This is a genomic window from Calothrix rhizosoleniae SC01, assembly GCF_900185595.1.
In the GTDB taxonomy this organism is placed as follows: Bacteria; Cyanobacteriota; Cyanobacteriia; order Cyanobacteriales; family Nostocaceae; genus Calothrix_A; species Calothrix_A rhizosoleniae.
This window is the reverse complement of the sequence record NZ_FYBH01000350.1, coordinates 1-8,501: the sequence shown is the minus strand read 5'-3', so window position 1 is coordinate 8,501 and position 8,501 is coordinate 1. Positions and strand designations below refer to the sequence as shown.

The following is an 8,501-nucleotide window of genomic DNA, read 5'->3' as shown; positions in this document are numbered from 1 at the left end:
ACCCGTAAATTTAGTGGTACGGGTTTAGGATTAGCAATTTCCCGTAATTTAATGGAACTAATGGAAGGTTCTATTACCTTAGAAAGCGATGGCATCAACCAGGGTACTACGGTAACAATTACTTTGCCTTTAATTAATAAATCTTTGTTGTCTACATCAATGGACTCAGATAATTCTGCAGAAGACTCTGACAATAATTCTCCCCAAATGCCAAATCAGCCAATAACCATAGGGGAAAATTCAGGGAATATACTTAATCCTACTTCCCCTTATCTTACCTGATCTAAAACACCTCATAGGGACTTTCAGGAAGAGGCAGGGGAGCAGGGAGCACGGGAGAAGGGAGCACGGGAGAAAAGGGGAGCTTTCACAAGTAAATTTAGGGGCTTGTATCCTTTTCTTTTTCGGTCAACTTTGTATATTTTCTATTGTTTGATTCAGTTAGAAGCTTGTTCACTCCACAGTTTACAAACAATTTTGTACAAATATTCAATTTATGGTGATGAAGCTATATAGTTAAAATAAAACTATATCTAGTATATGCACTGATGACAAAAGTGGAACCACCAGATAATAACCCATTAATATACAGTCAACTCTCTAATTGTTTAGACCAATTGTCTATTATTTGCCAAAATCAAGATACCCAACAAGAGTTGACTTGTCTGAGTCAAATTGCATCACTCTACGAACAACTGTTCCAATTTTCCAATGCTTTGGATTACTATCAACAAATTTTGGCGCTATCTTGGCAAATTAATCGTCAGGAATGGCAGGAAATAGCCCTCTATAATATAGGTAATTGCTATCTACATCTCAGCTTAAGTAATGAATCTATTCACTTTTTTACTCAATTATTGGAGTTAACTCGGAAAACAGATAATCGAGTGATGCAAGTTGCTGCTATGTGGGGGCTGGGAACTAACTATTATAATTCAGGAAAATATCAGCAGGCAATTGAGTATTTTCAAAATCAATTGGCAATTAGTTGTGAGATAAATGAGTATCGATGGCAACAAAATGCTCTCACAGCACTAGGAAATACTTACCAGTTTTTAGGACAGTACAAACAAGCAATTAATTATACTCAACAGGCTTTAAAAATAGCTTTTAAATTAAGTGATATCAAAATTCAAGGTATTTCCCTAGGTAATCTTGGTAATCTTTATATTCAATTAGAAGACTGGGAGCAATCCTTAGAAATTTATTCCCAATCTCTCTCAATTGCCCAAAAAATAGATGACAAAAATCTCTTAATGATTAGTTATCACAATTTGGCAAAGGTATACAAGTATAAAGGAGAATACAAACAAGCAGAAAATTGTTTGACAAAAGCCCTAGAGATTTCTCAATATATTGATGATAAGCAAGTACGTTCTAGTATTTTACAGAGTTTAAGTGATGTGTATTTTCAGAGCGAATGCATTGAGCAGGCAATTGATTGTAATATAGAATCTTTAGAGATTAGCCGTCAAATTAATAATCAGTTGGGTGAAGCTGTGGCTCTATCAAAAATTGCCACTATCTATAAATGTACTGCTAAATACAAACAGGCTTTAGTCTATTACCAAAAATCTTTAGGAATTGTCCAAGATATTGGAGCTAAACCTAGTCAACAACAAGTACTTTTTAATATTGGTGAAGTTTATTATCTAGAACAAAAATATTTTCCAGCGATGGAGTCATTTCGTTGTGCTCTTACCCTGGCTCAAGAAGTAAATCAGACTGACAAACAAGCAGCCTCAGCCCTAGGAGTAGCGGCTAGTTTTCATCAATTAAACTACTATGCAGATGCTATTTCCTATTACAATCAGGCATACAATCTTTACACCATAATCGGAGACAAGAATCAAGCTCAACAGATGTGGAATACGATGCAAAAGCTAGCATGGCTGAGTGATTGATATAGTGCTACGCGCAAGTAATAAGTTCACTGTTCATAGGTTTGGTGCTTCAACAATATCCGCGCCCTAACTGCGTAGTGCTACAATTGAACAATTTTATCGTATTATGCGAAAGTGATAAGTATTAAAGGCTAAAAGCTTGAGAGTTTAAAGATTTATTAAGTCTTAACTATTTCAACCTTATTTAAGTAATCGATTCTTAATTTGTTTCAGGCGAGCTTGTGTATTAACAGGACATCGTGGTGGTGGAAGTTCTGTATTTGGCCATTCAGGTAAGTAATGACAAGGACAAATCTCTGTTGGCATTCCTAAGCTACGCATTGCTATAGGCATATCACAGCGAGAACATTGATTCATTTCCCAAGCTGGTGATAGAAGTTCGGCAATAGTTTGATGAGTACCTTCTAAATGACAATCACCTGTCCCAGGTGAGATAATTTTTTGCCAGCACTGTTCAAATTCTTCGCTGTAATGATTCCCAGCAATTATCGTTTGCGGTAACAAGATAATATTGCCTTTATCAATCACTACACTTTTACCCAACTGGAACCAGTGAGCAAGATATTCTTTTACTTGTTGTTGATCAGCCATAATATAATCTTACATTTTTTACTATGGATCTTACACAATTAAGTTGGAAGAAAAAGTTAAAAGTCATAAAGTGTTAAACAGTTTTACTTATTGTTAATTTCATTCATGAATTATGACTAATATTTGGTAATGGAGAGCCTAGTTGGGAAAGATTGAGAATATATCCTCCTGTTACCAAATAAACAGTATCAGATATGCAACTTAATTGGCGTATTAAAGCACCAAGGCGATCGCGGAAAGTTCGGCCCATGGGGTAAGCTGGTACAACGCCCCAGCCAGTTTCTTCGGCGACAAAAATCATCTTCGCAGCTACTAGTTCTACGGTTGACAAAAAATCTTGGACAATATTTAACCAACTAGTTTCATCCGTATCTAGATAATTTGCTACCCAAGTACCTAAGGAATCTACTATGATACAACTACTAGGTTGAGCATCTGCCAAGGTGTGAGATAATTCACAAGGAACCTCTAAAGTTGACCAATCTGTTGGACGACGCTGCTGGTGCTGTTGAATCCTTTGTTGCCATTCTTGGTCACTGGAATCGTGGTTAGCTGTAGCTATATATACTACTGACCTTTGCGATCGCATGGCTAATGTTTCTGCCCATTCACTTTTCCCGGAACGGGCTGGTCCAGTCACTAAAATAATATTACTCAAAACTTTTTCCTCAATGTGTTAATTTTTGGCAGCTAGCAGTTGGATATCATAGTTTTTCGATCTTTAGAGGTAGGGTTTTTCATCCCAATTATTATTTAATAGATCAAATAAGCACTAACCACATAATCAGTATCAGGGTTACTTTTTTTAACCAGGGAATAAAAAAATACTCTTGTGGGTCTTCCGTAATGTCTCTCATAGGAGTAAACTAGGTGGCGGTGAACACAGAGGGGATTTCCCCTTCCGTTGTTGTAAGTGCCCATGGCATCTACATCTTGCATCATTCATCCTGTAATTATTAGTGCATTTTTTAACACAATCAGGTCATGCAAACTGTGGGTATATTTTTATGAAAGTAAGCTTAAAACGCATTGAAGCAACTTTACATGATTTAGGACGTGGTGCCGTTTCCAATTCCCAAAACGGTAGTAATTCCAATGGCTCTGTATCTTTTCGGATTAGTGTTGGGGCACAATCAGTGGACGCATCAGCCCCGCAGAAATCGGTATTAGAGGAAAACAACGTATCTACTCCTCAGGAGTTCTTTCATCAGCATATTTCCGTACAGACATTTCCAACCCAAAGCGATGGAGAGGAATTTCCCCATCTACCCAAGTTTAAAACTCCTAGTTTTAGTAATCATCGCCATGCTGCTAACCCTGCTTTAGCAATGAATTTGTTAGAAGATATTCAGACAGATGTTGCTAAGTGGCAGAAAGAACTAAAAATAATTGTCCGACAAATTCAAGATATTCACCTAGAAGGGCCAATTGTGAATGGTTGGCTAGAATCCCATCAAAAGCAGCCAGAAACAAGAGGAACGGCAACATTACGCCATGCAGAAGTTGATAGCCTCATGGACTATGTGGAAGATATTTGTGCTGCTAATCAAGGGAATTCAGATCGATTGTCTCGGGCTGGCTATCGTTTGTGTGCTTTAGACTCTGCTGGTAAGGTGTGGTCTCGTCCTTGTCCTGCGGAACAAGTACCGAGTGTGAGTATGGCAATTGCTCGTTATCAGAAGTTACGCCAAATATTGGGACGCAAACAATATTTAGAAACTCGTCTTAACCAACTAGCTGAAACTCTGGTGGCTTTATACGGGCATCTCCAAGAGTCCTAGAGCATCAATTCAGTAATGCCAAAATCCCTGGTTAAGTGAGAGGGAAGAGGGGAAGGAGAGAAGGAAAGAGGGAAAGAGGGAAAGAAGGAAGGAGGGAAAGAGGGAAAGATAAAAATCTTAACTCCCAATCATCAACCATCACTCCCTCACTCCCTCACTCCCTCACTCCCTCACTCCATCACTCCCTCACTCCCACACCTCCCACGGGATTGATGATTGCTCTCGATTACTGAATTGATGCTCTAGAGATTGTATATGGGTTCCGAAGAAACTCGGTTGGTGAGTATGCAGTTTTTGGTATAAATTAGCGGGCAATACAATAGGCAATTAGTGAGAACTAAGATTTTAGACTAGTTCATAGCAATCTAAAATCTAGACTTTAACCCATGTCAGACCTGCAAATTTCCGCTATTATCTGCACTCACAATCGAGATTTTTATTTAGGTGCTGCCATAGATAGCCTTTTGGGGCAGGATTTCGCCCTTGGGTTTGAAGTGGTGGTGGTTGATAATGGATCGAGCGATGGTACTTACCAAGTTGTGAAAGAAAGATTGGGGAATCCTCGTCTGAAATATGTTGAGGAACCTAATATTGGTTTATCCATTGCCCGTAACACTGGTGCTAAAGTTGCGGGCAGTAATATTTTGGCATACTTAGATGATGATGCTGTTGCTAGTCCCCATTGGTTACAAGTTTTACATTCAGCTTATGAAGATAATCAAAAATTAGCGATCGCAGGTGGTAAAGTTAATTTACTATTTCCCCAGGGTATAGAAGCACCCAAGTGGTTGTCGCCGGGATTAGCAGCTAATTTGGGTACTTATGATTTGGGTGAAAGTCTAGTTTATATCGATCGTCCAGGTTTAACTCCCAGAGGATTAAATTATTCTATCCGTCGGAGTTTTCTAGAACAGATTGGTGGTTTTGACCCTCATCTTGGTCGCATTGGTCAGAAATTACTATCAAATGAAGAGCTACAAATGACTGAGCTTGCTTTAAAAAAAGGTTGGCAAGTCGCCTATGTTCCTGATGCTTTGGTATACCATAATGTAGCTCCAGAAAGATTACAACGTTCTTGGTTTTTAAATCGTGGTTGGTGGCAAGGTATTAGTGAGTGCTATCGGGAACAATTAATGGGTAAAGCCGGTTTTGCTCAAATTCAGCGCGGTAGTGAAAGATTTGTGCGTGGTTTATATAAGTCATTACAACATTTTGCTGACCCTGCGGAACGGTTTGATAAATTTGTGTATGCTTACGGTCAAATTGGTTATTTAAATGCGGTTATTCAGGATTTAATATCTACATCTATGGGGAAAAATAGATGTGAAGAAGATTGATTTGATTAATATTTTACTAATAATTATATAAATTATGTCTACAAAAATTCCTGTGTCTGTGTTAATTCCAGCCAAAAACGAAGAAGCTAATTTACCAGCTTGTCTTGTTAGTTTAGAAAGGGCTGATGAAGTATTTGTAGTCGATTCTCAAAGTAGCGATCGCACTATGGAAATTGCCCAAGAATATGGGGCAAATGTAGTTCAATTCTATTTTAATGGTAGTTGGCCAAAAAAGAAAAATTGGTCTTTAGAAAATATAAATTTTCGTAACGAATGGGTACTTATTGTTGATTGTGATGAACGGATTACTCCTGAGTTATGGTTGGAGATTGAACAGGCAATTCAAAGCCCTAGTTATAATGGCTATTATCTCAATCGTCGAGTATTTTTCTTAGGTAAATGGATTCGTCATGGTGGTAAATATCCTGATTGGAATTTACGTTTGTTTAGGCATAAAATAGGTCGCTATGAAAATTTAAATACTGAAAATATTGCCAATACAGGTGATAATGAAGTTCATGAGCATGTAGTTTTAACAGGTCAAATTGGCTATCTCAAAAAGGATATGCTACATGAAGATTTTCGCGATTTATATCACTGGTTAGAAAGGCATAATCGCTATTCTAATTGGGAAGCTAAGGTTTACTATAATATTCTCAAGCAACAAGATAATAGCCATACTATTGGGGCAAATTTATGGGGTGACCCTGTGCAACGTAAGCGATTTTTAAAACATATTTGGGTAAGACTGCCATTTAAACCAATTTTACGCTTTATTTTGTTTTACTTCATTAATTTGGGTTTTTTAGACGGCAAAGCTGGATATATTTATGCCAGATTATTGAGTCAATATGAGTATCAAATTGGGGTGAAGTTATACGAGTTATGCCATTGTCATGGACAGCTAAATACAGTCACAAAGAGGCAGGGGAGCAGGGAAGAAAACACATATATAAATATAGGGACTTGAGGAGGAAATGAAAAGTACAGCCATCTTTCACCGCACAAAATAGTCAAAAAATACTAATAAACCCTTATCAGAGCGACAATTTTTAACACCTACTTATGTCACACGATCAACCCTTTGTAAACCTGCGTCAGTATGATCAATCTTGGTTTGATCGCGGACGGGCAAGTTGGTATATTTTACTATGGTGGTTTGTACAAGCGATCGCTTTTCCTCTGACTCCCCATCCCTGCAATAGTTGGCGTTGCGCTTTGCTCAGACTCTTTGGCGCTAAAGTTGGCAAAGGTGTATTAATTCGACCTACTGCCCGCTTTACCTACCCGTGGAAAGTCAGTATTGGTGACTACAGTTGGATTGGAGATGATGTTGTTTTATACAGCTTAGATGAAATCCACATTGGTGAACATTGTGTAGTTTCTCAAAAAAGCTATCTATGCACGGGGAACCATAATATTCATGATCCTGCCTTTGGTTTGCAAACAGCTAGAATTACTATTGGTAATGGAGTATGGATTGCAGCAGATAGCTTTATTGCACCAGGAGTAGAAATTGGTGCTAATGCCGTCATTGGTGCCCGTAGTAGTGTTTTTAGCAATATTCCCCAGGAGCAAGTTTGTTGGGGAACTCCCTGTCGTCCTCAGTATTCTAGGCAAGTAATAATTAATAAGTAATGTCGTAGGGTGGGCAGTGCTCACCTTACATTTTGAGCTACCCACCTTACCTTTATTGAGAAGATATAAGATGTGAGGTAGGTGAATTTTTCGGCATAATTACTATTGGCAAAATAAATTTTTGCAGCTATATAGACTATATATAACTCTGATTTTATTTATGATAAATAATCTTTCGTCATTGTGAGTAATTAAGCGATGAGATTTGAATTTTTATTATTTAATTGAATGATAAAATCTGGGATATATCCATTATCTTTTTTCACAAAATCTGTTAACAGATAAATAGATAAAGGTAATAGACAAAATATTTATAAAAATTATTTATAAAAAAAATTATGTTTATTGTTCATTCTAGAGACATAGAATATTGCTCGGTAATTAAAGGTAAAGAATCCAAAGTTATCCAAGGTATTGACTATCAGAATAAACTATTTTACCCAGGGGAAGTATATGCCCAAGAAAATAAACAAATTGCAATTAATAAAGGACGTAAGTTATTTCTAGAAGGGAAATCATTATGTCTACTGGTAGAGAGTGAAAATAGCATTAGATTGTGGCATCATGATAAAGCTCTCAAGAAGTTTACCAATTCAGATGATATAGTTTCTATTGTCAATCTGCCTTTTTTGGTTAGGGCAATGCGAGATATTGGTGGAGTCAAAATTATGGATCGCCAATACCGCCTGAGAAAATATTCCAGATGTTTTATTGGTAAGGAAGCAGTTAGTTGGATAATGGATTATTTGAAGGTTTCTGAATTAGAAGCGTTGAGTCTTGGACAACGATTAATGAATGAGAAATATATCCATCACGTAACTGATGATCATGATTTTAAGAATGAGTATTTGTTCTATCGCTTTCATTGGGATGATTAACCCTTTTTAATCACTATGGTAGTCATTGTCAGCTAAAATCTTCACCAAGCTGGCAATGACATATTTTTATGACAACACGTAAAGTCTCTCAGTGCTGATGTAGTATGATATGGCTTCAGTGGGAGGGCAGAAATATTGGCATGATTAATACACCTCAACATATCCGGGAACAAATCCGAGAAGCGAAAGAAAAGCGGCTGCAAAAATTAAATTTAAGCTTTAACCAATTAACCAGGGTTCCAGATGCCATCAGCCAACTGCAAAATTTAACCTGCCTGGATTTAAGCGGTAACCGATTAACCAGGGTTCCAGATGCCATCAGCCAACTGCAAAATTTAACCTCCCTGTCTTTAAACAGTAACCGATTAACTA

The 8,501-nt window shown here is 37.4% G+C and carries 10 protein-coding genes; 8 read left to right on the top strand and 2 right to left on the bottom strand.

Going from position 1 to position 8,501, the window contains the following annotated elements; translation table 11 throughout:
- Together CALSC_RS21520 and CALSC_RS21515 are read left to right on the top strand one after the other, a co-directional pair.
- On the top strand, positions 1-282 hold a 282-nt coding region (locus CALSC_RS21520), incomplete at its 5' end, for an ATP-binding protein (protein ID WP_235006883.1).
- Between the two features lie 266 nt (positions 283-548).
- Entirely contained in the window at positions 549-1,904 is a 1,356-nt protein-coding gene (locus CALSC_RS21515; protein ID WP_088243312.1) for a tetratricopeptide repeat protein, read from the top strand.
- 180 nt (positions 1,905-2,084) lie between these two features.
- On the opposite strand, the gene CALSC_RS21510 is transcribed toward CALSC_RS21515, so the two are convergent.
- Together CALSC_RS21510 and cobU are read right to left on the bottom strand one after the other, a co-directional pair.
- Positions 2,085-2,495, bottom strand: a complete 411-nt coding sequence (locus CALSC_RS21510) for a hypothetical protein (protein ID WP_088243311.1) — start codon at positions 2,493-2,495, stop codon at positions 2,085-2,087.
- Positions 2,496-2,598: 103 nt separating this feature from the next.
- Positions 2,599-3,153 (bottom strand): bifunctional adenosylcobinamide kinase/adenosylcobinamide-phosphate guanylyltransferase, encoded by a 555-nt coding sequence (gene cobU, locus CALSC_RS21505; protein ID WP_088243310.1) that lies wholly within the window; start codon positions 3,151-3,153, stop codon positions 2,599-2,601.
- 349 nt (positions 3,154-3,502) lie between these two features.
- Between cobU and CALSC_RS21500 the strand changes: the two genes are divergently transcribed.
- The 6 genes from CALSC_RS21500 to CALSC_RS21475 all read left to right on the top strand — a co-directional run.
- A complete protein-coding gene (locus tag CALSC_RS21500; protein ID WP_088243309.1) occupies positions 3,503-4,276 on the top strand; it encodes a hypothetical protein in 774 nt (257 codons plus the stop codon).
- 386 nt (positions 4,277-4,662) lie between these two features.
- Positions 4,663-5,613 (top strand): glycosyltransferase, encoded by a 951-nt coding sequence (locus tag CALSC_RS21495; RefSeq protein ID WP_088243308.1) that lies wholly within the window; start codon positions 4,663-4,665, stop codon positions 5,611-5,613.
- A gap of 34 nt (positions 5,614-5,647) precedes the next feature.
- Positions 5,648-6,583, top strand: a complete 936-nt coding sequence (locus tag CALSC_RS21490; protein ID WP_200817707.1) for a glycosyltransferase family 2 protein — start codon at positions 5,648-5,650, stop codon at positions 6,581-6,583.
- 95 nt (positions 6,584-6,678) lie between these two features.
- Positions 6,679-7,251 carry a hormogonium polysaccharide biosynthesis acetyltransferase HpsU gene (gene hpsU / locus CALSC_RS21485; protein ID WP_088243306.1) on the top strand — a complete coding sequence of 191 codons (573 nt, stop codon included), beginning with the start codon at positions 6,679-6,681 and terminating at the stop codon, positions 7,249-7,251.
- A 338-nt stretch (positions 7,252-7,589) separates the two neighbouring features.
- On the top strand, positions 7,590-8,129 hold the full coding sequence (locus CALSC_RS21480) for a mechanosensitive ion channel protein (protein ID WP_088243305.1): 540 nt from the start codon (positions 7,590-7,592) through the stop codon (positions 8,127-8,129).
- A 140-nt stretch (positions 8,130-8,269) separates the two neighbouring features.
- The coding region (locus CALSC_RS21475; protein ID WP_200817706.1) for a leucine-rich repeat domain-containing protein at positions 8,270-8,501 on the top strand (232 nt) is incomplete at its 3' end.